The 23,328-nt window shown below is 36.5% G+C and carries 20 protein-coding genes; 18 read left to right on the top strand and 2 right to left on the bottom strand.

Annotated features, from left to right (window positions below; all coding sequences use genetic code 11):
• The gene (locus AC3EMB_RS19200) at window positions 1-1,182 is read right to left on the bottom strand and encodes a nucleotidyltransferase (RefSeq protein WP_069356137.1); all 1,182 of its coding nucleotides are present in this window, start codon (window positions 1,180-1,182) and stop codon (window positions 1-3) included.
• A gap of 213 nt (window positions 1,183-1,395) precedes the next feature.
• On the opposite strand from AC3EMB_RS19200, the gene AC3EMB_RS19195 reads away from it, so the two are divergent.
• The 3 genes from AC3EMB_RS19195 to AC3EMB_RS19185 all read left to right on the top strand — a co-directional run bounded on the left by AC3EMB_RS19195 (window position 1,396) and on the right by AC3EMB_RS19185 (window position 2,766).
• Complete coding sequence (locus AC3EMB_RS19195; RefSeq protein ID WP_000872146.1) at window positions 1,396-1,896, top strand: YceD family protein; 501 nt, start codon at window positions 1,396-1,398, stop codon at window positions 1,894-1,896.
• 61 nt (window positions 1,897-1,957) lie between these two features.
• A complete protein-coding gene (gene rpmF, locus AC3EMB_RS19190; protein ID WP_001984764.1) occupies window positions 1,958-2,131 on the top strand; it encodes a 50S ribosomal protein L32 in 174 nt (57 codons plus the stop codon).
• Window positions 2,132-2,259: 128 nt separating this feature from the next.
• Window positions 2,260-2,766, top strand: a complete 507-nt coding sequence (locus AC3EMB_RS19185) for an RsfA family transcriptional regulator (RefSeq protein WP_000246469.1) — start codon at window positions 2,260-2,262, stop codon at window positions 2,764-2,766.
• Between the two features lie 35 nt (window positions 2,767-2,801).
• On the opposite strand, the gene AC3EMB_RS19180 is transcribed toward AC3EMB_RS19185, so the two are convergent.
• Window positions 2,802-3,275, bottom strand: a complete 474-nt coding sequence (locus AC3EMB_RS19180; RefSeq protein ID WP_000506690.1) for an N-acetyltransferase — start codon at window positions 3,273-3,275, stop codon at window positions 2,802-2,804.
• A gap of 295 nt (window positions 3,276-3,570) precedes the next feature.
• On the opposite strand from AC3EMB_RS19180, the gene panE reads away from it, so the two are divergent.
• From panE to ftsZ, 15 genes are all read left to right on the top strand, one after another.
• A complete protein-coding gene (gene panE / locus AC3EMB_RS19175) occupies window positions 3,571-4,455 on the top strand; it encodes a 2-dehydropantoate 2-reductase (RefSeq protein ID WP_488517782.1) in 885 nt (294 codons plus the stop codon).
• A 79-nt stretch (window positions 4,456-4,534) separates the two neighbouring features.
• Window positions 4,535-6,151, top strand: coding sequence for a bacillithiol biosynthesis cysteine-adding enzyme BshC (gene bshC / locus AC3EMB_RS19170; protein ID WP_377901214.1), 1,617 nt, complete (start codon window positions 4,535-4,537; stop codon window positions 6,149-6,151).
• 368 nt (window positions 6,152-6,519) lie between these two features.
• The gene (gene rsmH / locus AC3EMB_RS19165; RefSeq protein WP_000472508.1) at window positions 6,520-7,452 is read left to right on the top strand and encodes a 16S rRNA (cytosine(1402)-N(4))-methyltransferase RsmH; all 933 of its coding nucleotides are present in this window, start codon (window positions 6,520-6,522) and stop codon (window positions 7,450-7,452) included.
• A 15-nt stretch (window positions 7,453-7,467) separates the two neighbouring features.
• The gene (gene ftsL, locus AC3EMB_RS19160; protein ID WP_000182804.1) at window positions 7,468-7,830 is read left to right on the top strand and encodes a cell division protein FtsL; all 363 of its coding nucleotides are present in this window, start codon (window positions 7,468-7,470) and stop codon (window positions 7,828-7,830) included.
• Between the two features lie 21 nt (window positions 7,831-7,851).
• Complete coding sequence (locus AC3EMB_RS19155; protein WP_488517228.1) at window positions 7,852-9,999, top strand: penicillin-binding protein; 2,148 nt, start codon at window positions 7,852-7,854, stop codon at window positions 9,997-9,999.
• Window positions 10,000-10,080: 81 nt separating this feature from the next.
• Window positions 10,081-11,997 carry a stage V sporulation protein D gene (locus tag AC3EMB_RS19150; RefSeq protein WP_001266235.1) on the top strand — a complete coding sequence of 639 codons (1,917 nt, stop codon included), beginning with the start codon at window positions 10,081-10,083 and terminating at the stop codon, window positions 11,995-11,997.
• Window positions 11,998-12,182: 185 nt separating this feature from the next.
• Window positions 12,183-13,658 (top strand): UDP-N-acetylmuramoyl-L-alanyl-D-glutamate--2,6-diaminopimelate ligase, encoded by a 1,476-nt coding sequence (murE, locus tag AC3EMB_RS19145; protein WP_000766289.1) that lies wholly within the window; start codon window positions 12,183-12,185, stop codon window positions 13,656-13,658.
• A gap of 22 nt (window positions 13,659-13,680) precedes the next feature.
• Window positions 13,681-14,655: a phospho-N-acetylmuramoyl-pentapeptide-transferase gene (mraY, locus tag AC3EMB_RS19140; protein WP_000893060.1), complete on the top strand. Its 975-nt coding sequence runs from the start codon at window positions 13,681-13,683 to the stop codon at window positions 14,653-14,655.
• Window positions 14,656-16,008, top strand: a complete 1,353-nt coding sequence (gene murD, locus AC3EMB_RS19135) for a UDP-N-acetylmuramoyl-L-alanine--D-glutamate ligase (protein ID WP_000860103.1) — start codon at window positions 14,656-14,658, stop codon at window positions 16,006-16,008.
• 90 nt (window positions 16,009-16,098) lie between these two features.
• Window positions 16,099-17,190 carry a stage V sporulation protein E gene (gene spoVE / locus AC3EMB_RS19130; protein ID WP_000753524.1) on the top strand — a complete coding sequence of 364 codons (1,092 nt, stop codon included), beginning with the start codon at window positions 16,099-16,101 and terminating at the stop codon, window positions 17,188-17,190.
• Window positions 17,191-17,293: 103 nt separating this feature from the next.
• Window positions 17,294-18,388: an undecaprenyldiphospho-muramoylpentapeptide beta-N-acetylglucosaminyltransferase gene (gene murG / locus AC3EMB_RS19125; RefSeq protein ID WP_024927913.1), complete on the top strand. Its 1,095-nt coding sequence runs from the start codon at window positions 17,294-17,296 to the stop codon at window positions 18,386-18,388.
• A gap of 213 nt (window positions 18,389-18,601) precedes the next feature.
• A complete protein-coding gene (gene murB, locus AC3EMB_RS19120) occupies window positions 18,602-19,507 on the top strand; it encodes a UDP-N-acetylmuramate dehydrogenase (RefSeq protein WP_000437027.1) in 906 nt (301 codons plus the stop codon).
• A 98-nt stretch (window positions 19,508-19,605) separates the two neighbouring features.
• Window positions 19,606-20,376: a cell division protein DivIB gene (gene divIB, locus AC3EMB_RS19115; protein WP_001065789.1), complete on the top strand. Its 771-nt coding sequence runs from the start codon at window positions 19,606-19,608 to the stop codon at window positions 20,374-20,376.
• Window positions 20,377-20,775: 399 nt separating this feature from the next.
• Window positions 20,776-22,083, top strand: coding sequence for a cell division protein FtsA (ftsA, locus tag AC3EMB_RS19110; protein WP_001087557.1), 1,308 nt, complete (start codon window positions 20,776-20,778; stop codon window positions 22,081-22,083).
• A 39-nt stretch (window positions 22,084-22,122) separates the two neighbouring features.
• Window positions 22,123-23,277: a cell division protein FtsZ gene (gene ftsZ, locus AC3EMB_RS19105; RefSeq protein WP_000888984.1), complete on the top strand. Its 1,155-nt coding sequence runs from the start codon at window positions 22,123-22,125 to the stop codon at window positions 23,275-23,277.
• Window positions 23,278-23,328 lie beyond the last annotated feature (51 nt).

The following is a 23,328-nucleotide window of genomic DNA, read 5'->3' as shown; positions in this document are numbered from 1 at the left end:
TTATAGGAATTTTGTAGTTGTTTCATCATAGCGAATAGGATGGTGTGTTATATCCTGTTTTAATAGTTGCGTGCGTAACGGTTCGTGCATGATGGAGAAATATACAGAGTTTGCTTTTTTCTCTATATCTAAAGCAGCATGGTCAAATGTTTTTGTATGAGTAAGGATTGGAAGTTCGATTTTTTTCTTGTTTTTTGAAAGATAAGTTTGTCCTTTTTGTGACATGCCTAGCAGGCGGATATATGGTGCATGTTGTTCTATATTTGCGCTACGTATTTCCTCTTTTGTTGTGTTTGTTAAAATGTGTGTACAAGCTCTTTGTAGTCTAGTCCATGTATAACGTTTTGTTTTTAATGCTTCCATGAATGAATAGAAGGAGGAACTGTTTTGTATTTTTGATAAAATACGATGCTCTAAACCTTCTTCTATTTCATATATATGTCGTAAGTCTCCTGAAGACATTGTCATGAGTTTATATTTAAAAAATGAAAAGTATTGTTCCCAATTATGTAATATCCCGTAGTTTTGTTTGTAATTTGCTAAAAGCGAAGTGGTTGCCTGTGGGAGAAAAGGTTCAATTGTTGTAAATGATCCTTCTTCGCTAAAGAGTTGTTTCCGAATGCTTGTCGCGCTTGCAATATGTTGGTCATTAAATGTTTCATCATGATAATGAGAGGCGAATCTTTTTATAGTTTGAGCTTGTATAGAGCTATTTTGTGACAGAATTGCTTTCATATATTGGAAGCCTAAAATATTATTTGGTTGTGACATATCTATGTTTTTTTCGGATGTTAAAATGTGTGAAAAAGCATCCGATGTTGCTTTTGCATAACTATTGCCAGCGTCCATGAATTGTTTTACAAGGCAGTTAAAAGTCTCTTCTTCGTTTTTTTGTACGGAGATGGTATTATAAAAATTTTCGATTTGTCCATCCTCACTACCGAAACAAATTTCAGAAACACGTAGGGCATTTAAAATGGAAATAGCACCATTTGCGAAGGTTTCAGCCTTTTGTGTCGCAAAGACGTATGGAAGCTCTACAACAAGGTCTACGCCGTTTGCTAAGGCCATTTTAGTGCGATACCATTTGGAAATGAGTGCGGGCTCACCACGCTGTAAAAAAGGACCACTCATAACGGCAATTATTATATCGGATTGTGTTAACTTTTTTGTCTCTTGCACATGATAAAGATGACCGTTATGAAAAGGGTTATATTCAACAACAATACCACCAGCTTTTATGGTAATCTCTCCTTTCGATGTAGCATCTTTTTGAAAAACGTGATACTCTATATATTATTTACTATGATGACTTCATTATAGTGTAAAGAAAAAACATTGACAAATATAAAATGGCTAGCTATAATTTTGTTTGTTGCCTTGAGGTGATATGATATGAAATGGTCCATCCATCAATTGAATAAATTGAGAAATAAAGGATTGACATTGGATGAGATGGTAGATGTAAGTGAGCTAAAAGAGGTCGAGAAAGATATTCGTGAAATTAATCCTGTTCATGTAACGGGAAGAGTTGATTTTGGCTCCGGTAAGTTTACGTTTCATCTACATATAACTGGAAGCATGGTTTTACCATGTTCTCGTTCTTTAGTAGATGTGACATTACCATTTGACATTAAAACAACTGAGGTGTTCCAAACTTCACAAGAAGAATTTGAAACTGAAGCTGAAATTCATTGTTTAGAAGGAGAAGTACTTGACTTACTGCCCGTAATCAAGGAAAATATACTTTTGGAGATTCCAATGCAAATTTTCAGTGATGATGTTTCTGGTGGAGCACCGACGCAAGGTCAAGACTGGCAAGTGATTTCGGAAGAAGACAAAGAAAAGACTGTTGATCCAAGATTGGCAGGACTTGCAAAGTTTTTTGACAAATAATCGGAAGACTGGTTCAGGCCTTCATATGAAAATAACTATTTCTTTTAAGGAGGTGGGAAGAATGGCTGTACCTTTTAGAAGAACTTCTAAAACAGTAAAAAGAAAGCGTCGTACGCATTTCAAATTATCAGTACCTGGTATGGTAGAGTGCCCAAGCTGTGGTGAAGCGAAATTAGCTCACCGTGTATGTAAAGCATGCGGTACTTACAAAGGTAAAGAAGTAATCAGCAAGTAATTGCAGGAAAATAAACGCAGAAGATATCTTCTGCGTTTATTTTTTTGTCTTAATCTTTAGTTGTTGTATTCTATCTTTTCTAGTAACTGCATATGCTTAATAAAAAATGCATAGGGAGGACTAGAGAAATGGCGACAACAAGACAAGATGCTTGGACTGATGATGAAGATTTGCTTCTGGCAGAAGTAGTACTCCGGCATATTCGAGAAGGTGGAACACAACTTTCTGCCTTTAAGGAAGTGGGGAAAAATTTATCTCGTACACCAGCAGCATGTGGATTTAGATGGAATTCTTACGTAAGAAAGCAATATAAAGAACGTATTGAGGAAGCGAAGCAACTTCGTAAAGTAGAAAATTATGAAGTGAAAGAGACAAAAGTGTTAGAACCTACGTCAATTACGTTGAATGATGTTATTGATTTCTTGCAAAATTATAAAGATGAAAACTCTTTAACGGTGTTGCAACAACAAGTTGAATCATTACAAACAGAAAGAGAGCGTCTTCTGGAGCGATTATCAGTATATGAGGAAGAGTATAGAACATTGCTTGATTATATCGATCAAAAAAGAAGTGTAATGGTAGCGGAAAGAAACAATGCTCGCTCGACTGAGAAGTTAGAGAAGCTTAAGAAATAAAAAAACAGCTGTTATACAGCTGTTTTTTTTATTTCTTAAGCCGATTCTTCATTTGTAACCGCATTCAAATTTGTTTCTGGATGCCAAATATAAAAATCTCCATCAGTTACTGATACGGGGCTGAAATTTAATTTATCCCAAAAACCAGCTGAATGAATACGCGCTATCGTTTTAATAGGAAATTGCAGTTGTTTCGCATGATTTACAAGCATTTGTCCGAATCCTTGTTTTTGAAAAGTTGGTAATACTTCAAGTTTATAAAGTTCTAGGTAAGGACCTGTAATTTCGAATGGTTCTCCGCCGTTTCTTTTCATATATAGACTCATACGTGCGATTAGTGATCCGCCATAATAAATACCGTAAAATGGAGATTCACTGTCGTTTTCAATAATGTTTGCTTGCAATTCTTCCAGCATAGATAGTTCCTGGGCTCCGCACCCTTTAAATTTTTTGAATTCATCTAACGTTTTATAATTGATGAGCAAGCGCTCAACTTTTGGGAATCCCATTACATCACATCCTTTTCTTATCTCGTTGAATGCAGAAAAGTAAAAATATTTATAATAATAGTATAACTCATTTTTTTATTTTTATGAAGAAGATAGTATATTTCTTTTATTATTTTTTTGAGGATTTGCTAAACTAAGAGTATAAGTGTATTAATAGGCAGTATATACATAGTGAAAAATGAGAGTGTATTTGTTTGGCAGAGGACAACGAAATTATAGGGCGTGCTCATGTACTTTAAAAAGATATGAAAAAGGGGGGAGGCAAGGGCACTTAATGTGAATCCCTTGTGTGAAAATGAAAATTGGAATTGTCGGACCAGGTGCTATTGGTCTATTGTATACATTTTATTTACAAAAAAGTAACCAAGATGTTACGTTGTTTACAAGAACAGCTAAGCAGGCTGAAGAATTAAATGAAACAGGTGTAACTTGTATTAGAGATGGAAGATGGGAAACAGTATATCCGCCTGTTTTATCGATAGAAAGTATGGTAGCGCAAAATTTAGATTATATATTTATTGCTGTGAAGCAATATCATATAGATGACATACTACCGTTTGTGGAAGGTGCATCATCATTAATCTTTTTGCAAAACGGAATGTCGCATCTCCCAAAGATGCTGCAAATAGGGAGTGAAAATATAGCTGTTGGTATTGTAGAACATGGTGCGAAAAAAGAGGGAGGGCACATCGTTCATCATACTGGAGTAGGTGTAACGAGATTTGGAGTGGTTTGTGGCCAATCTATACATTTTAAAAAAATATTTCATTCTTTTCCTGTTGCTTATTTTCCAGTTCAAATAGAAACAGATTGGGAAGAGATTATGCGCAAAAAATTAGTAGTAAATGTATGTATCAATCCGTTGACAGCGTTATTGGGAGTAAAGAATGGTGAATTAATCACGAATCGTTTTTTTTATCAAATGATGGAGCAAGTGTTTCAGGAGGTCGCATTTCTTATTAGAGGAGAAAAAGAAATGGTATGGCAAATGGTACGAAATGTGTGTGAAGGAACGTCTCGTAATACATCCTCTATGTTAGCGGATGTAAGAGCGAATAGACAGACGGAAATTAATGCGATTGTTGGGTATGTATTAGAAGAGGCTAAGAAACAGCAACGACCAGTTCCGACACTTCAATTTTTGTTCGATGCAATAAAGGGGTTAGAAACAAGAGTATAAGTGTTATTCTTTGCTTTTAAGTGAAACATTGACTACAATGTGGATTGGTGAGAGAACTGGATACGAAAGGAAGAATTATATGGAGATAAAAGAAATCTCTGTTCCGCAACAAGGTGTTGTAGCGGACTATATGAACGGTAAAAAAGAGATACAGTCATGTTTTGATTATATGTTAACAGAAGATGCTTTTAAACAACGTTTACATGATTTGCGTGAAAGGGAGTTTTTCCGCCAAGATTTAGTAGCGCATTTATTAGAATATAATACAAAATTACAAGCGGGAGAATCTACACTTCAAAATGTAAAAGCGCTTGGAGATGAAAATACATATGTTGTTATAGCTGGACAACAAGCGGGGTTATTAACTGGACCGCTTTATACAATTCATAAAGTTATTTCAATTTTACAGCTTGCAAAGGAAAAGGAAGAAAGTTTAGGAGTTAAAGTTGTCCCTGTCTTCTGGATTGCGGGTGAAGATCATGATATGGATGAGATTAACCATACTTTTGTAGCGAAAAATAAAAAGATGAAAAAAACTATTTTTTATGATCGTAATCCGAAAAAGGCGAGTGCTTCTGAGTCTGAACTTTCTGTTGAAGATTGTAGAAGTTGGATTGAAGAGATTTTTAAAACATACCCAGAAACAAATTTTACAAAGGATGTATTAAAATTTGTTGATGCTGCTTTGAAAAAATCGAATACGTATGTAGATTTCTTTGCTCATCTTATTACGAAAATCTTTGCTAATTCTGGTTTAATCCTTGTTGATTCACATCATCCTGAATTAAGAAAGTTAGAAATTCCATTTTTTAAGCGAATTATAAGTAAGTATAAAGAGGTGCAAGAGGGGCTTCGTAATCAGCAGGAAGTAATTAAAGAACTAGGATACAAACCGATTATTGAAACGAAGTCTCATGCAGTGCATATATTCATGGAAATAGATAATGAACGAGTATTGCTTGAAGAGCATCAAGGTAAGTTTGTTGGAAAGGATGGGGCGCATTCCTTTTCATATGAAGAGTTGATTGAAGAAATGGAGAGAAATCCGGCACGTTTTAGTAATAATGTTGTAACGCGTCCTCTTATGCAAGAGTATGTATTTCCTACGCTCGCATTTATTGGAGGTCCAGGGGAATTAGCTTATTGGAGTGAATTACAACAAGTATTCCATACTGTCGGTTTTCAAATGCCACCTGTCGTTCCTCGTCTTACAATTACTTATGTGGAGAGAGATATAGCGACAGATTTATTCGATCTGCAATTGAGAGAAAGTGATCCGTTTTTAAATGATGTCGATAAACTGCGTGAAAACTGGTTGTCTAATCGAGTAGAGGAACCGATTGATGATCATTTTGAAAAGGCGAAAAAAGAAATTGCCGATATTCATATATCTTTACAGCAATTTGTAAAGAAAATAGAGCCAGGATTAGGTGCGTTTGCAGGGAAAAACGAATTGAAAATTAATGAACAAATTGAACTGCTGGAAAGAATGTTGAAAAGAAATGTTGAGAAAAAGTATGAGGTTCAGCTAAATAAATTCCGCCGTATACAATTCGCACTTCGTCCATTAGGTGCGCCGCAAGAACGTGTGTGGAATGTATGTTATTATTTAAATCAGTTTGGTTTGGATTTCGTTGATCGTGTAATGGAAAACCCTTTTTCTTGGGACGGAAAACATCATGTTATAAAACTATAAAATCTTGCTCTTTGGAGCAGGATTTTATTTTTATTCCGTTGAATTTACTGTGAAGTGATTTTTTTCTGAATTATCAATCAAAAAGTGTTGGATATGGTAATTGTGTTGGATACTTAAATATATGACAAAATAGCACAAAATGTAAACGTATTATTCGCTTTTTCGACAGTTTTTTATTTAAATTCCCGCAAAAGATGATAAAATTTAGTATATAATAAAAGAAAATAGCGATTTGTATAGTATGTTGCCTTTGTTGGTAAGTTAAATGAGTCGTTCTTTCGTATTATTTCATTCTCTAAGCGTGAAATATGTGCTTAGAGGAAGGGATACATTCAACATAATTAATTGGAAAAAGAGTAGGTGCAACAATGTTTAAACACGTAACAGTGCTTTTAAAGGAAACAGTAGACGGCTTAGATATAAAGCCAGATGGTACATATGTAGATTGTACACTGGGGGGAGGAGGACATAGTTCTTATTTATTATCCCAATTAACTGAAGGTGGAAAATTAATAGCGTTTGATCAAGATGAGATAGCGATTCAAAACGCGAAAGAAAAGTTCTCTTCATACGGTGAACAGTTTATAACAGTAAAGAGTAACTTCCGTTATTTAGCTGAAAAACTGCAAGAAATAGGTATAACAGAAGTAGACGGTATTTTATTTGATTTAGGTGTTTCATCCCCACAATTAGATACACCAGAGCGAGGCTTTAGTTATCATCATGATGCACCGTTAGATATGCGGATGGATCAAGATGCCCCATTAACAGCATATGATGTTGTAAATAGCTGGTCATATGAACAACTTGTAAGGATTTTCTTCCAATACGGTGAAGAGAAATTTTCAAAACAAATTGCAAGAAAAATTGAAGCTTATCGTGAGAATAAAGCTATTGAAACGACAGGAGAATTAGTAGAGCTAATTAAAGAAGGTATTCCGGCTCCTGCTCGTAGAACTGGTGGGCATCCTGCTAAGCGGGTGTTTCAGGCAATTCGTATAGCTGTAAATGATGAATTAAAAGTATTTGAAGAAGCATTGGAATCTGCTATTGAGATGGTTAAGCCAGGTGGAAGGGTTAGTGTTATAACATTCCATTCATTGGAAGATCGTATTTGTAAAACAACGTTTAAGCGAAATAGTACAACGCCACAATTGCCACCAGGATTACCGATTATTCCTGATGAATTTAAGCCGAAATTAAAGCTTATTACAAGAAAACCGATTTTACCTTCTGATATAGAGCTAGAAGAAAATAATCGTGCGCGTTCTGCGAAGTTGAGAATCGCTGAAAAACGATAAAAGGGAGAGAGAGGTATGACTAATTTAGCTGTAAAGTACAAACAACAAGCGCAAGAAGAGGTGCAAATTCAAACGCCCCCACAGCAGATGGCTAAGCCAAAGGTTAAAGCGAAAATTACAAGAATCGAAAAACTGTTGTATGTAGCGTTTATTGGCTTTTTATTGTATGCCTGTGTCGCGTTTATTGGAAATAAAGCAGGCCTTTATCAAGTTAATGTAGAAGCAGCGACGATAGAAGAAAAAATTGTACAGCAGCAAAAAGAAAATCAAGAATTACAAGCTGAAGTAGAGAAGTTAAGTCGCTATGAACGAATCGCTGAAGTGGCAAAAAAACATGGGCTAGAAATTAATGCGAATAATGTGAAAGGCCTCAAATAAGGCAATAGGTGTGAAGGAACGATGAAGAAGAATATGACTAAATTTCATACCAATAAGGGAGCAGGTTATTTTATGATATTTTTCCTCCTGCTCTTTTTGCTGTTATTAGCCCGATTTTTTTACATACAATCAACAGGAACAGTTCATAATCAGGATTTAGATGCACTTGCTAAACAAAAGCATAGTAAAACAGGAGTTCTTGAAGCGAACCGAGGAACCATTTATGATCAAAACGGTCATGTGTTAGCGCAAGACGCAAACTCTTACAAAATGGTAGCTGCACTAAAAGGTGCTAACTCAGTTGAGAATAAAGAAGATACTGCAAAGAAAATTGCAGGAGTACTTGGAAAAGGCGAAGAGGATATTTTAGCCACGTTAAATAAAGATAAAAGTCAAGTGGAATTTGGGAAGATAGGTAAGGGCTTGACGAAAGAAAAGAAAGAACAAATAGAAGCATTGAAATTGCCAGGGGTTTCTTTTATTACCGAAAATGCGAGAGTTTATCCAAATGGTGATTTCGCATCTTATGTTATAGGGCATGCGAAACCGAATGAAGATGGAATTGCAGTAGGTCAATTTGGATTAGAAAAAAGTTTGGATAAATATTTAGGAGCTTCAAATGGAGAGGTAGCTTATACAGGTGATCGTAGGGGGGTATCTCTTGACGGTGGGAAAGTGAATGTGAAGGCACCTAAAAATGGAGATAATGTATATTTGACAATGGATCAACGTATTCAAAGTTATTTAGAAGACGCGATGAAATCGGCGAGTCAACATTATGAGCCGGAAAGTTTAATTGGAATTGTGGCGGATCCAAAAACGGGGAAAATATTAGCAATGTCTAGTAAACCTAGTTATGATCCGAACATAGAGAATAATAAATACTTTTATAATGACGCAATTGCCAATGCATTTGAACCTGGATCAACAATGAAAATTTTCACGTTAGCGGCAGCTATTAATGAAGGTGTGTACAAAGGGCAAGATTATTATCAGTCCGGGACATATCAAGTCGGAAATAGGAAAATAAAAGACCATAACGGCGGTGCTGGTTGGGGCTCTATCACGTTTGATGAAGGGGTAGAGCGTTCTTCAAACGTAGCGTTTGCAATTTTAGGAGATCAAAAACTTGGTCCAGAACGTTTCCGAAAATATATTCATAGTTTTGGATTAGATGAAAAAACGAACATTGATTTATCAGGTGAAGGATCGAATACAATTTTATTTGATCAGCAAATACAACAGGTGACAACAGCTTTTGGACAAGGTTCCACTGTAACACCTATTCAGCTTGTACAAGCTGCAACGGCCATTGCAAATGATGGAAAAATGATGAAACCTTATGCAATTGATAAAATTGTAGATCCGATAACAGACAAAGTAAAATTAGAACATAAGCCAGAAGAAGTAGGAAAACCTGTTACAAAGGAAACAGCAGCGCAAGTAAGACAGTTATTAGAACGTGTTGTTACATCTCCGAAAGGTACAGGGACAGCTTATAAAATTGATGGATATTCAGTTGGTGGTAAAACAGGGACAGCGCAAATTCCGGATGGAAAAGGCGGCTATATGACAGGAAGACAGAATTATATATTCTCATTCTTAGGTATGGCACCAATGGACGACCCACAACTTGTTGTGTATGTAGCTGTTAAACAGCCGAAATTAAAAGATGATGAGAACGGCGCACAACCTTTAGCTGATATTTTTAAATATGTAACAAAAAATAGTTTAGAGTATTTAAAGATTAAGCCAAATGAAGTGAAAAATCCGAAAAAACATCTGAAAGAACAACAAACTACTGTTCCAGATGTAACTGGTAAAACGATGGCTGAAGCGGGGAAAGCGATTGATAAAGCAAAACTTCGTCCAATCGTACTAGGTGAAGGGAAAGTACAGCAACAAGTACCAAAAGCGACTGAACAAACATTAAAAGGCGACCGAGTCTTCTTGGTAGGAGATAAGCCTACAATGCCAAATATACAAGGATGGGCACTGCGTGATGTTATGAATTTAGCGAAGACATTACAGCTTAACTTGAAACCTTCTGGTACAGGATACGTAACAGAACAAAGTGTGGCGGAAGGAACATTATTACAACCTGGTACAGAATTAGGTGTCACACTCGTACCGCCACTCGAACCACAACAAGAAGCAGAAAAGCCGTAATGGTAAAAGAGAAGAAGTTCTAATTAAATAAGTACAAGCATATATTGGAACAAGCTAGGCGTAAGGGAGGCTTGTTCCGATATGCGTGTATCAAATGTAACAGTTAGAAAACGACTTATTTTTATACTTATATCAGGTATACTTATTTTCACTATTATCGATATTCGTCTTGGATATGTGCAATTTTTTCTTGGGAATATGTTAACGGATCGTGCGAAAGATTCATGGAGTCGTAATATTACTTTTGAACCCGAACGTGGGAAAATTTTAGACCGAAATGGTGTGGAACTTGCCACGAATAAAAGTGCTCCAACTGTCTTTGTTGTACCAAGGCAAATTGAAAAACCAGCAGAGACTGCAGAGAAGTTAGCTGCAGTATTAGGTGTGGAAAAAGATGAGATTTATAAAAGAATTACAAAAAAAGAATCGATTGTAAGGTTAGATAAAGGCGGAAGGAAAATATCACATGACAAAGCGAAAGAAGTACGAGGATTAAGTTTGAAGGGCGTGTATATCGCAGAGGATTCTATCCGGTACTATCCATTTGGAAACTTTTTATCACATGTATTAGGTTTTGCTGGTAGCGATAACCAAGGTCTTATGGGACTAGAAAAATATTATGATAAAGAGCTAAATGGAGACAAAGGTCATGTGCGTTTTTTTGCAGATGCGAAAGGGCAAAGGATGCCTAATGTTGGTGATGATTTCAAAAAACCAGAAGCCGGTTTAAATTTAGGATTAACAATCGATGCGCGTATTACAAGGATTATGGAAAGAGAAATGAATATTGCGGAGTCAACTTATAATCCAGACGGTATGATTGCAATTGCAATGAACCCTAAAAATGGTGAAATTTTAGGGATGTCTAGTCGGCCGAGTTTTGATCCAGCGGATTTTCAAAGTGTCTCTCCAGAAGTGTATAACAGAAATCTACCTGTGTGGAGTACGTATGAGCCTGGTTCAACATTTAAGATCATTACATTAGCTGCAGCATTGAATGAAAATTTAGTAGACTTAGAGAAGGATACGTTTTATGATGATGGAGCAGCTGAAGTCGGTGGAGCTAGATTGAAATGCTGGAAAGCAGGAGGTCATGGCAGTCAAACGTTTTTAGAAGTCGTTCAAAACTCATGTAACCCGGGATTTATTGAACTTGGTGATCGCCTTGGTAAAGACCGATTATTTAAATACATTCGTAATTTTGGTTTTGGACAGAAGACTGGGATTGACTTGCAAGGTGAAGGCAGTGGGATTTTATTTAATTTAGATAAAGTTGGTCCAGTAGAGCAAGCGACAACTTCATTCGGCCAAGGGGTTTCTGTTACACCAATTCAACAAGTAGCAGCTGTAGCGGCGGCTGTAAATGGTGGAACATTGTATCAGCCGTATATAGCTAAGGAGTTTATTGATCCGAAAAATAATCAAGTTGTTAGTAAAAAGACACCTGTTGAGAAAAGAAAAGTTATTTCCAAGGAAACTTCAGAAAAAGTTCGTTATGCATTAGAGAATGTTGTAGCGAAAGGTTCTGGTAAAGGTGCTTATATTGATGGATATCGTGTAGGTGGAAAAACGGGTACTGCTCAAAAGGTGAAAGATGGTAAATATTTAGAGAATAATTATATTGTATCTTTTATCGGATTTGCTCCAGCGGATGATCCAGAGATTGTTGTGTATGTTGCTGTTGATAATCCAAAAGGGGTTACACAGTTTGGTGGAGTGGTAGCAGCTCCAATTGTCGGGAATATCCTTCGAGATGCGCTTCCTGTTATGGGAGTGAAACCGAGAAAAGAACAAGTTGAAAAAGAATATAAATGGGGCGATACACCAACTGTGGAAGTTCCGAATTTAATTGGAATGAAAAAGAAAGATTTACAAACACAACTCGTCGATTTGCAGCTTGATATAAGTGGAGATGGAGAGAAAGTAATTAAGCAATCACCAGAAGCGGGAGCTAAAGTAAAAGAAGGCTCAAAAATTAGAATTTACTTCGGGAATTAAAGGTAACATAGTACGTTTTATGGTACAATTGGTGGAAGTGAGTTCTTTATAGAACAGTTACTTAACTTGAGACAATAAGTGTCTCAGTCATAAATAGGCCAGTAGCACTTACCTCCTTATATAGGAGGTAATGTGTTGCTTACTGAAAAAAAGATAAATAAACAATGTAGAGAGGGTTTAGTGAAATGAAGTTGCATACACTTTTATCATGTTTGCATGATTTTCCAGTTGTTCCAAAAGAAAATCCAGAAATCACATCTATAGAAGCTGATTCACGTAAAGTGAAAGAAGGAAGCTTATTTGTATGTATGAAAGGATATACGGTTGATAGCCATGATTTTGCTAAGCAAGCAGCGGCACAAGGAGCGGCTGCTATTGTTGCGGAAAGACCAATTGATGTTGACGTTCCAGTTGTACTTGTGAAAAATACTTTTCGTTCGTTAGCGGTTTTAGCTGATTATTTTTATGGTCAACCGACACACAAGTTACATTTAATCGGAATTACAGGTACAAATGGAAAGACAACAACATCGCATATTATGGATGAGATTATGCGAGCACATGGTCATAAAACAGGGCTAATTGGAACGATTAATATGAAAATCGGTGATGAAACATTTGAGGTGAAAAATACAACACCAGATGCACTAACACTTCAACAGACGTTTTCAAAAATGGTTGAACAAGGTGTGGACAGCACGGTAATGGAAGTTTCGTCACATGCGTTAGATCTTGGTCGTGTACACGGATGTGATTACGATGTAGCGGTGTTTACGAACTTAACACAAGATCATTTAGACTATCATAAAACGATGGAAGAATATAAACATGCAAAAGGGTTACTATTTGCACAGCTTGGCAATAGTTATAATCATAATCGTGAAAAGTACGCTGTGCTGAATAGCGATGATAATGTAACAGAAGAGTATATGAGAAGTACTGCAGCAACTGTTGTAACATATGGTATTGATACAACAAGTGACATTATGGCAAAAAATATCGTTATGACGAGTGGCGGAACTACATTTACCCTTGTCACACCGTATGAAAGTGTAAATGTTACGATGAAATTAATAGGTAAATTTAATGTATATAACGTACTTGCAGCAACAGCAGCAGGACTTGTTTCGGGTGTGAAATTAGAAACAATCATTGCTGTTATAAAGGAACTAGCTGGGGTTCCAGGGCGTTTTGAAGTTGTTGATGGAGGACAAAATTATACAGTTATTGTTGATTACGCACATACGCCGGATAGTTTAGAAAATGTATTAAAAACTGCAAAACAATTTGCAAAAGGTGATGTGTATTGTATCGTTGGTTGTGGTGGCGATAGGGACCGAACGAAGAGACCGATAATGGCAAGTGTTGCAACAAAATATGCAACTCATGCAATTTACACATCAGATAATCCAAGAAGTGAAGATCCAGCGGCTATTTTAGATGATATGGTACATGGTGCAAGTGGAAATAATTATGAAGTGATTATTGATAGAAAAGAAGCGATACACCATGCAATCACTAAAGTAAAAGCAGATGATATCATTATTATTGCTGGTAAGGGTCATGAAACGTATCAAATTATTGGTAAAGAAGTTCATCATTTTGATGATCGAGAAGTTGCGAAAGAAGCAATTACAGGGCGTTTAAACAACGAAGAGTAACAACGTGAGAGGAGGACTACATGTGCTTGAGCAAGGTTTATTAGTAACGGCTGGGGTAGCATTCTTAATTTCTGTTGCCCTTTCGCCATTGTTTATTCCATTTTTAAGAAAATTAAAGTTCGGACAGAGTATTCGTGATGAGGGACCAAAGTCACATCAAAAAAAATCAGGGACACCGACAATGGGTGGTATCGTCATATACGTATCTATGATGGTAACTTCACTTATTATGGCGATTAAGTTTAATTATTTAGGTGCAGAGGTTTCGTTATTACTATTAGTGACGTTTGGTTACGGATTAATCGGATTTTTAGATGACTACATAAAGGTAGTTAAGAAGAGAAATCTTGGTTTAACATCAAAACAAAAATTAGTAGGGCAGCTTGTTATTGCTATTGCATTCTTTTTAATTGGAAAAGGGCAAGCGTTCCACACATACATCATGATTCCGGGAACGGATGTTAAGTTTGAATTAGGTTGGGCGTATTTTGTACTTGTACTATTTATGCTTATTGGTGGATCAAATGCAGTTAACTTAACTGACGGTTTAGATGGTTTATTATCAGGAACAGCTGCTATTGCATTTGGAGCATTTAGTATTATTGCTGTGGCACAAGAGCAATTTGGAGTAGCGATATTCTGTATGGCAGTGGTAGGAGCTGTACTTGGATTTTTAGTATTCAATGCGAATCCAGCAAAAGTGTTTATGGGAGATACAGGTTCATTAGCTTTAGGTGGAGCCATTGCAGCTGTAGCGATTTTATTAAAACAAGAATTGCTACTTGTAATTATTGGCGGAGTATTCGTCATGGAAACTTTATCGGTTATTATTCAGGTCATTTCATTTAAAACAACAGGAAAACGTGTCTTTAAAATGAGTCCATTACACCATCATTATGAATTATGTGGTTGGTCAGAGTGGCGTGTTGTTGTGACGTTTTGGTCTGCAGGATTTTTATTAGCTGTGTTAGGAATTTATATCGGGGTGTGGATGTAATTGAAAACTGTAACTGAATTTCAAAATAAGAATATTCTTGTATTAGGCATTGCAAAAAGTGGTTATGCAGCAGCTACATTGTTACAAAAGTTAGGGGCGAATGTCATTGTAAATGACGGAAAGCCTTTAGCAGACAATGTACTTGCTGCAGAATTACAAGCAAAAGGAATGGACGTTGTATGCGGTGGCCATCCTTTAGAATTATTAGAGAGAAATATTTCTCTTGTCGTTAAAAATCCAGGAATCCCGTATTCTAATCCAATATTAGTTGCTGCGAAAGAAAAGCAAATTCCAATTGTTACGGAAGTTGAATTAGCATATCGTATTTCAAAAGCGCCATTTGTTGGAATTACAGGATCTAATGGTAAAACGACGACAACAATGCTGACATTTGAAATGTTAAAAGAAGGACAAAAGCATCCTGTTATTGCAGGGAATATAGGAACTGTAGCTTGTGAAGTAGCACAGGATGCAAAAGAAAATGAAGTTGTAGTTACAGAACTTTCATCGTTCCAATTGATGGGAGTAGAATCGTTCCAGCCTAAAATTGCAGCGTTCTTAAACTTATTTGAAGCCCACTTAGATTATCATGGGACGAAGAAGGAATATGGTTTAGCAAAAGCAAATGTTTTTAAAAACCAAACAGAAAACGATTATAGTGTAATAAACGCGGATGATGCAGATGTGATGGCTTTATCTGCGGATACTAAAGGTCAAAAAATCTTGTTTTCGACAACGAAAGAAATTGAAGATGGCGCGTGTATAAAAGATAACGCTCTTTATTTCAAAGGTGAAAAAGTTGTTGAAGTAAGCGATATCGTTTTACCTGGTCAACATAATCTAGAAAATATTTTAGCTGCGATGAGTATTGCGAAATTATTAGGTACTTCTAATGAAGCAATTACGGTCGTGTTAAAACGTTTTACGGGTGTAAAACATCGTTTAGAATATGTAACAACGATTAACAACCGTAAGTTTTATAATGACTCAAAAGCAACGAATATGTTAGCGACTGAGAAAGCACTATCTGCGTTTACACAACCGATTGTGTTACTAGCAGGTGGGCTTGACCGCGGAAATGAATTCGATGATTTAATTCCGTATTTCAAAAATGTAAAAGCGATTGTAACATTTGGACAAACAGCTCCCAAACTAGTAAGAGCGGCAGAAAAAGCGGGATTAGATATAATTGAAAGTGTCGATACTTTAGATGAAGCAGTGGTGAAAGCTTATGCTCATTCTAAAGAAGGTGATGTTGTTCTTCTTTCTCCAGCGTGTGCAAGCTGGGATCAATTTAAAACATTTGAAGAAAGAGGAGACATTTTTATACAAGCTGTGCATAAACTTATATAAAGTAAATCAAAACATCAGTAGGCTAACACCTACTGATGTTTTGTTACATAGGGCAAAAGGTTCTGCCTAAAGAGGTGGTGTTTGTGGGTAATGAAGAAAACGCCTGATTTTATGCTCATCATCGTAACACTTTCATTGTTGACAATCGGAATGATTATGGTTTATAGTGCGAGTGCAGTTTGGGCCTCTTATAAAATGGGGGACTCATTCTTTTTTGCAAAAAGACAATTACTGTTTGCGGGTCTTGGTGTAGTAGCTATGTTTTTTATTATGAAAATTGATTATTGGGTGTGGCGTACGTATTCAAAAGTAATTTTGCTAGTTTGTTTCATTCTTCTTATTCTCGTTCTTATTCCTGGAGTAGGTCTTGTTCGAGGAGGAGCACGAAGTTGGATTGGGATCGGAGCATTTTCGATTCAACCATCAGAATTTATGAAGTTTGCGATGATTATTTTCTTGGCAAAGTTTTTAGCGGAACGGCAAAAATTGATCACATCTTTTAAACGTGGTTTATTACCTGCTCTTAGTTTTGTGTTTCTTGCTTTTGGGATGATTATGTTACAGCCAGACCTTGGGACAGGAACGGTAATGGTTGGGACATGTATCATTATGATATTTATTTCGGGAGCGAGGGTCTTTCACTTTGCGATGTTTGGTTTGATTGGTGTAGCGGGATTTGTAGGATTAATTGCATCAGCGCCGTATCGAATGAAACGCATTACATCATATTTAGATCCGTGGTCAGATCCGCTTGGAAGTGGATTTCAAATTATCCAATCATTACTCGCAATTGGACCTGGTGGATTATTTGGGCTTGGACTTGGACAAAGTAGACAAAAATTTCTTTATTTACCTGAACCACAAACTGACTTTATATTTGCGATCTTATCCGAGGAATTAGGTTTTATTGGTGGTTCATTTGTGTTATTATTATTTAGTCTATTATTATGGCGCGGGATTCGTATCGCATTAGGAGCGCCAGATTTATATGGTACGTTTTTAGCAGTAGGTATTGTGGCGATGATTGCGATTCAAGTAATGATTAATGTTGGTGTTGTAACAGGACTGATGCCTGTTACGGGTATTACCTTGCCGTTTTTAAGTTATGGTGGATCAAGTTTGACATTAATGTTAATGGCAGTAGGTGTATTATTAAATATAAGTCGCCATTCTCGCTACTAAACCCTGTTTATAAGACAGGGTTTTTCGTATGTGTGTAAAAATGCAATATGTATATAGAAATAAATATAATGGAAATAAGAAAAGAGAAGCGGAGGAGTTAGTAGTGCGTGTATTAGTTAGTGGTGGGGGTACTGGTGGTCATATTTATCCAGCTCTTGCTTTAATTAGAGAAATAAAAAAGTTAAATCCAGAAGCAAGATTTTTATATATTGGTACGGAAAATGGACTAGAGAGTACAATCGTCCCAAAAGCAGGTATACCATTTCAGTCTATTGTTATAAGTGGATTTAAACGAAAAATATCATTAGATAATGTGAAAACAGTAATGCGTTTTCTAAAAGGTGTACAGGATAGTAAACGATATATTCGTCGTTTTAATCCGGATATAGTAATTGGAACGGGTGGATATGTATGTGGACCAGTTGTATACGCTGCAGCCAAATTAGGTATTCCAACTATTGTACATGAACAAAATAGTGTACCAGGTGTAACGAACAAATTTTTAAGTCGTTATGTTGATAAAGTTGCTGTTTGTTTTGAAGCAGCTACAGAGCATTTTCCAGAGTCAAAAGTGGTAATGACAGGTAATCCGCGAGCATCAGAGGTAATGGATCAAAATGGAATGAAAGGGAAACGTTCAGTTGGGCTTTCTCTTCCTAAAAAGTCTGTACTTATATTTGGTGGAAGTCGTGGAGCTAGACCGATTAACGATGCCTTCGTTGAAGCAATTGAACAGTTTGGGAACAAAAGCTACGAAATACTATATGTAACAGGTGAAGTACATTATGACAAAGTGATGGAAGCCGTGAAGCAAAAAGGGAACCCGAACAATGTTATTATTAAGCCGTTCATTCATAATATGCCAGAGGTACTAACTGGTGTAGACCTTGTTGTTTCAAGGGCTGGGGCAACAACACTTGCAGAATTAACAGCGTTAGGAAAACCAAGTGTGTTAATACCGAGTCCGTACGTAACAAATAATCATCAGGAAAAGAATGCACGTTCAGTTGTTGATAAAGGAGCGGCAAAAATGTTACTTGAAAAAGATTTAACAGCTGAAACGCTTATTCGTGATATTGATGAGATTTTATTGGATGCACAAACATTACAAAATATGAAGCTAGCTGCTAAGCAACTAGGTATTCCAGATGCAGCAAATAAGCTGTATGAAGTAATGAATAAGCTTGTAAAAAAATAAAGTGAGGCTTTAATCGGTGGGGAGTGATTCTTTCTCGTTGATTATTACCTTTCACTAATCGGATGTTTACTGGCATCCCGATTCTCGCCTAACTTCTTTGTTACCGCCGAATTTTGATTTGGGAGCTGTACTGCCCGTAAATAGAGGGATAACGTTAGGTGAAGGCCCTGCATATTATTGTCATAAGGAGACTTAATATGGGGGAGATTGTCTATGGAACAATTAGTAAATGAGCTTATAGAAGCAGACGTTGGTCGTGTTTTAGTTAACGAGTCGTTAGCACGTTATACAACTATGAAAATAGGTGGACCAGCGGATATTTTAATTGTGCCAAAGCATGTAGCCGGTATTGAAAAAACATTACAGTTAGTAAAGCAATACAAAACGAAGTGGACTGTAATTGGGCGCGGTTCAAACCTTCTTGTATCTGATCAAGGCATAGAAGGTGTTGTTATTCGTTTAGGAGAAGGATTAGATCACTTAGAGGTCGAAAAACATAAGGTAAGAGTTGGTAGTGGATATCCTCTTATTAAATTGTCAACTTTACTTAGTCGTCAAGGGTTAGCTGGATTGGAGTTTGCAAGCGGTATTCCAGGAAGTGTCGGTGGTGCAGTATATATGAATGCAGGTGCACATAAATCGGATATATCGAGTGTATTATCGAAGGCTCTCATTCTGTTTGAAGACGGTACAATTGACTGGTTAATGAATAAAGAACTGGAGTTTTCTTATCGGGCATCTGTATTGCAAACGAAACGTCCTGGTATTGTTTTAGAGGCGGAGTTTCAATTACAGGCGGGAAAACGTGAAGAAATTGTACGTAGCATGCAAAATAATAAAGATTACCGCCGTGAAACGCAACCATGGAATCACCCGTGTGCAGGAAGTGTATTTCGGAATCCAATCCCACATTTTGCAGGAGATTTAGTAGAAAAAGCAGGGCTTCGTGGTTATAGGATTGGTGGAGCTCAAATTTCTGAAATGCATGGCAATTTTATTGTTAATACCGGGGGAGCTTCAGCGCAAGATGTATTGTCCTTAATTGAATTAATAAAACATACAATTAAGGATAAATTTGATGTAGATATGCATACAGAAGTAGAAATCATTGGAAGATAACGGTTATTCGTTCCGCTCATTATCATTTATGTTATAATAAGAAGATAAGAACGGCATGAGGAACATGCCGTTCTTTATGTTACATAGGGGGATCGTACATGAATAATAGTAAAGTGATTAAACTACAAGATCGTGTACCAAAATTGAAAAATCAAAAGAAAAAAAACAAAAAAAATGTTAATCATCGATTGATTTTATACATATCAATTTTATTTTTATTAGTGCTCTTTTTAATTTATTTTCGGTCTCCGCTTAGTAATATAAAAAAGATTAGTGTGTTTGGAAATCACTATATGACGGATGAGCAAGTAATGAAGGATTCAGGCGTGACATATGATACAAGTTATTTCCGAGTGACAGCACATAAAGCTGAAGAAAACTTAACGAAGCGAAAAGAAATTAAAGCAGTAAATGTAAAAAAACGTTTTCCAAACAAGATTGATATTCATATCGAAGAATATTTAACGATTGGCTATATAAATAAAGAGGGAAAATTACAACCGTTATTAGAAAATGGAAAAACGCTTGATGTACTACCTAATGGAAAACTTCCTGTTGCAGCACCGATTTTCGAACCTTTTAAAGAAGAGAAAATGAAGGAGTTAATCGCTGAACTAGAAAAATTAACACCAGCTATTTTAAAATCTATTTCGGAGATTCGCTATTCACCAACGAATGCGAATGAAGATCATCTTACTTTATATATGAATGAAGGTTATGAAGTGAGCACTACGATTCAAAATTTTGCAAAACGTATGGAAGCCTATCCGCTTATTTTAAAAACAATTGAGCCAGGTAAGAAGGTATTAATTGACTTAGAAGTAGGTGCATATACGAAAGAATTAGGTGCGGAAGAAAAAAAAGAATAGAATGGTAGTTTTCGTTGATTATAGCAGAAAAAACGAAACGAATGTTCTATTATATGTATACGAATTTAGAAGAATGGTTCATTTGATGAAAAATATGTAAAAATTCTTAGATTCATACTAGTATTGGTACAAGTTTCACTTTTCTATGAGTACATCTTAGTGTAGACTTATACTTGGCGGTAAACTTTACACTCGAAATAGAATTATTTCAAGATAAGCAGTTATTCATAGTTTACTGCGATATTCTTAATTGAATGCTAAATAAAAATAAGAAAAATATAGGGTTAAAAAAGGGAAACGTATAAAGACGTTGAATATTTTTCTTATAAATAGTAAAGTTACGATTGTTGTTCCATATATTGAGTTGTATGGTATAAATAAAGAAGGAGGTGCCAAAGAATGAACAGCAATGAAATATATGTTAGTCTTGACATCGGTACATCCAATGTTAAAGTCATCATTGGTGAAATGGTTAATGACAGCTTAAACATTATTGGTGTTGGAAATGTAAAATCAAATGGTTTAAAGAAGGGATCGATAGTTGATATAGACGAGACTGTTCGATCAATTAAAAAAGCAATTGAACAAGCTGAGCGCATGGTGGGAATCCACATTGAGCAAGTTGTAGTAGGTGTCAATGCAAACCAGGTACAGCTACTTCCTTGTCACGGAGTAGTCGCTGTTTCAAATGAAGATCGTGAAATCGGGAATGAAGATGTCTTACGCGTTCTAGATGCAGCACAAGTTGTGTCAATTGCTCCAGAACGTGAGTTTATTGATGTGGTACCTCGACAGTTCATCGTAGACGGTCTTGACGAGATTAACGATCCACGCGGGATGATCGGTGTAAGATTAGAAATGGAAGGTACACTTATTACAGGCTCGAGAACTTTACTACATAACCTACTTCGTTGTGTAGAAAAAGCAGGTCTTGAAATTGTTGATATTTGTCTTCAACCTTTAGCGGCTGCAACAGTTGCTATATCTTCAGATGAAAAAAATAGAGGAGTAGCCCTTGTTGATATGGGGGGAGGATCTACAACTTTATCTATTTTTAAAGATGGAGAGTTACAAGCGACGAGCGTATTACCATTAGGTGGAGACCATATAACGAAGGATATTGCGATTGGGTTGAAAACTTCAACAGAAAATGCAGATCAAATTAAGTTGAAATATGGACATGCTTTTTATGATACAGCATCTGAAGAAGAGATGTTTACGGTTCCTATTATGGGAAGTGATCAAACAGAACAATATTCTCAGTTGGAATTATCGGATATAATAGAGGCTCGTGTAGAGGAAATTTTAATGTTTGTTCAAGATGAAGTGCGTAAGTTAGGAGTAAAGCAAGTGGCTTCTGGTTATGTACTAACTGGTGGAATTGCTTCTATGCCAGGTGTTCTTGACCTTGCATATGATATTTTACATGAAAATGTTCGTGTAGCAACTCCTGATTATATTGGTGTGCGTGAGCCCCAATATACAAGTGGAGTTGGATTAATTAAACATTCTTATCAAAAAGCTAAATTACGTGGGAAAAATGTGCAGGAAAAGCAAGAGCATTTTGAACCAGTACCAGCACCAGCACCAACGCCGGTACAACAGCAACCTGCAAAACAAAAAACTCGTAATCAAAACAATAATAATCAAAATGATGACCGCATGATGTCAAAAGTAAAACGTGTATTCCGTTATTTATGGGATTAAAATTGGACACGAAAAATGAGGTTCTAGGGGGATTTCGACATGTTAGAGTTTGATACTACTCAAGATCAATTAGCGAATATAAAAGTTATCGGTGTCGGCGGTGGCGGAAACAATGCTGTAAACCGTATGATTGAACACGGTGTACAAGGTGTAGACTTTATCGCTGTGAACACTGATGCACAAGCATTAAATCTATCAAAAGCTGAAACGAAAATGCAAATTGGTGGAAAATTAACGCGTGGACTTGGTGCAGGCGCAAACCCTGAAGTAGGGAAAAAAGCTGCAGAAGAAAGTAAAGAACAGATCCAAGAAGCACTTCGTGGTGCGGATATGGTCTTCGTAACTGCCGGTATGGGCGGTGGAACTGGAACTGGTGCAGCTCCAGTTGTTGCTCAAGTTGCAAAAGAATTAGGTGCTTTAACAGTTGGTGTTGTAACACGTCCATTTACTTTTGAAGGACGTAAGCGTGCGACGCAAGCAGCATCTGGTATTGCAGCATTTAAAGAAAATGTAGATACTCTTATTGTAATTCCAAACGATCGCTTATTAGAGATTGTTGATAAAAATACGCCAATGTTAGAAGCATTCCGTGAAGCTGATAACGTATTACGTCAAGGTGTTCAAGGTATTTCGGATTTAATTGCAACGCCAGGTTTAATTAACTTAGACTTTGCAGACGTAAAGACAATTATGTCTAATAGAGGTTCTGCTTTAATGGGTATTGGTTCTGGTAACGGGGAAAATCGTGCTGCAGAAGCTGCGAAAAAAGCGATTTCTAGTCCATTACTAGAAACATCTATTGATGGAGCTCAAGGTGTTATCATGAACATTACGGGTGGCGCTAACTTAAGCTTATATGAAGTACAAGAAGCGGCAGATATCGTAGCTTCAGCTTCAGATCCAGAAGTAAATATGATCTTCGGTTCTGTTATTAACGAAGGATTAAAAGATGATATCGTTGTAACTGTAATTGCAACTGGTTTTGATGATAGCATTGCAACTCAGCCACCAAAACCAATTATTCGTCCGAATGCGAACCACACGCAACAACAGCAACAACCAGTAGCTCAACCTTCAAAACAACGTGAAGTAAAGCGTGAAATGAAGCGTGAAGAGCCAGTTGTACATGAGCGTCATTCAGATTCAGATGATATCGATATTCCAGCATTTTTACGTAACCGTCGTAGACGATAAAAAAAGGAGCTTTCATGCTCCTTTTTTGTTTTTTAAATGGAAAAGACCTGC

It is taken from the genome of Bacillus sp. LQ16, assembly GCF_057784645.1.
The sequence above is the reverse complement of the archived record's forward strand: the minus strand, read 5'-3'. Positions and strand labels throughout refer to the sequence as shown.

Excerpts from the sequence above, each read along its gene's own strand:
- ftsL (WP_000182804.1), top strand. The coding sequence starts at position 7,468 with ATGACTAATTTAGCTGTAAAGTACAAACAACAAGCGCAAGAAGAGGTG.
- ftsA (WP_001087557.1), top strand. The coding sequence starts at position 20,776 with ATGAACAGCAATGAAATATATGTTAGTCTTGACATCGGTACATCCAAT.
- AC3EMB_RS19155 (WP_488517228.1), top strand. The coding sequence starts at position 7,852 with ATGAAGAAGAATATGACTAAATTTCATACCAATAAGGGAGCAGGTTAT.
- AC3EMB_RS19195 (WP_000872146.1), top strand. The coding sequence starts at position 1,396 with ATGAAATGGTCCATCCATCAATTGAATAAATTGAGAAATAAAGGATTG.
- AC3EMB_RS19150 (WP_001266235.1), top strand. The coding sequence starts at position 10,081 with ATGCGTGTATCAAATGTAACAGTTAGAAAACGACTTATTTTTATACTT.
- murE (WP_000766289.1), top strand. The coding sequence starts at position 12,183 with ATGAAGTTGCATACACTTTTATCATGTTTGCATGATTTTCCAGTTGTT.
- panE (WP_488517782.1), top strand. The coding sequence starts at position 3,571 with ATGAAAATTGGAATTGTCGGACCAGGTGCTATTGGTCTATTGTATACA.
- divIB (WP_001065789.1), top strand. The coding sequence starts at position 19,606 with ATGAATAATAGTAAAGTGATTAAACTACAAGATCGTGTACCAAAATTG.
- rpmF (WP_001984764.1), top strand. The coding sequence starts at position 1,958 with ATGGCTGTACCTTTTAGAAGAACTTCTAAAACAGTAAAAAGAAAGCGT.
- bshC (WP_377901214.1), top strand. The coding sequence starts at position 4,535 with ATGGAGATAAAAGAAATCTCTGTTCCGCAACAAGGTGTTGTAGCGGAC.
- AC3EMB_RS19180 (WP_000506690.1), bottom strand. The coding sequence starts at position 3,275 with ATGGGATTCCCAAAAGTTGAGCGCTTGCTCATCAATTATAAAACGTTA.
- spoVE (WP_000753524.1), top strand. The coding sequence starts at position 16,099 with ATGAAGAAAACGCCTGATTTTATGCTCATCATCGTAACACTTTCATTG.
- murB (WP_000437027.1), top strand. The coding sequence starts at position 18,602 with ATGGAACAATTAGTAAATGAGCTTATAGAAGCAGACGTTGGTCGTGTT.
- ftsZ (WP_000888984.1), top strand. The coding sequence starts at position 22,123 with ATGTTAGAGTTTGATACTACTCAAGATCAATTAGCGAATATAAAAGTT.
- AC3EMB_RS19185 (WP_000246469.1), top strand. The coding sequence starts at position 2,260 with ATGGCGACAACAAGACAAGATGCTTGGACTGATGATGAAGATTTGCTT.
- rsmH (WP_000472508.1), top strand. The coding sequence starts at position 6,520 with ATGTTTAAACACGTAACAGTGCTTTTAAAGGAAACAGTAGACGGCTTA.